Origin of the sequence: Helcococcus sp. KG196 (assembly GCF_046035495.1) — a bacterium.
Classification (GTDB): domain Bacteria; phylum Bacillota; class Clostridia; order Tissierellales; family Peptoniphilaceae; genus Helcococcus; species Helcococcus ovis.
This window is the reverse complement of sequence record NZ_JBFNFI010000035.1, coordinates 1-735: the sequence shown is the minus strand read 5'-3', so window position 1 is coordinate 735 and position 735 is coordinate 1. Positions and strand designations below refer to the sequence as shown.

Genomic DNA, 735 nt, shown 5'->3' with positions numbered 1-735 from the left:
ACCATTAAATTCATTTCACTTAAAATGTTTTTAAGACCTTTATGTTTGAATCTACTATATTTTAATCCTTCTTTTAATTTTGAAAATGCTCCTTCCGCTTGAACTGAACGATTAACTCTTTCGTTAATTCCTTCATTTGAAGTTATATTTTCTAATGATTTTAATCTATATTTTTCAAAAATTTCAGTAAACCATATTGATTTAGTTTTTGTACCATTTAAATTCCAATCAAAACATTTATATACTTTAGAAATTGAAATATATCCACTTTTTTTAACTTTTTTTCTATCTTTTATCCTTAGAAAAATTTTCCCTTCCTCAGTTTTATACTGATCTAAATCTTTATCATAAATTAAATTTTCTCTAAATTCTTGTTTCTTTTTATATTTTCTTGTTTTTGATATCTCATAATTACTAGGTTTTATGAATGCTCTTAATTTTTTTTGAAAGTTTTTTATTCTCATTTTCTAAAAACTTAATTAAAGAGTTTTCTTCGATAGTTTCATCAAGATTGAAATATTTAATTACTTTTTTTATTAAATTATCCTTAAATTTAATAACCGCCTTTTTCCATACAAAAGTGTATTTATTAGCATTTGCTTCAATTTTTGTTCCGTCAATGTAAATACTAGAAGCATCTAAAAGGCTATTATCAATTAAAAACTTATTATTTTTTTCTAATATTTTTTCTACAAAAGGTTCTAATTTTTGTCTAAATCTATTGATAGTAGAATA

1 protein-coding gene and 1 pseudogene are annotated in these 735 nt (G+C 21.6%); both read right to left on the bottom strand.

Translation table 11 applies throughout. The features are described from left to right. On the bottom strand, positions 1-464 hold a 464-nt coding region (locus ABGF45_RS08365), incomplete at its 3' end, for a transposase (RefSeq protein WP_408132180.1). Beyond that, positions 415-735: pseudogene (locus tag ABGF45_RS08360) on the bottom strand (IS5/IS1182 family transposase); the annotation flags it as partial. The gene ABGF45_RS08365 and the pseudogene ABGF45_RS08360, both read right to left, overlap by 50 nt.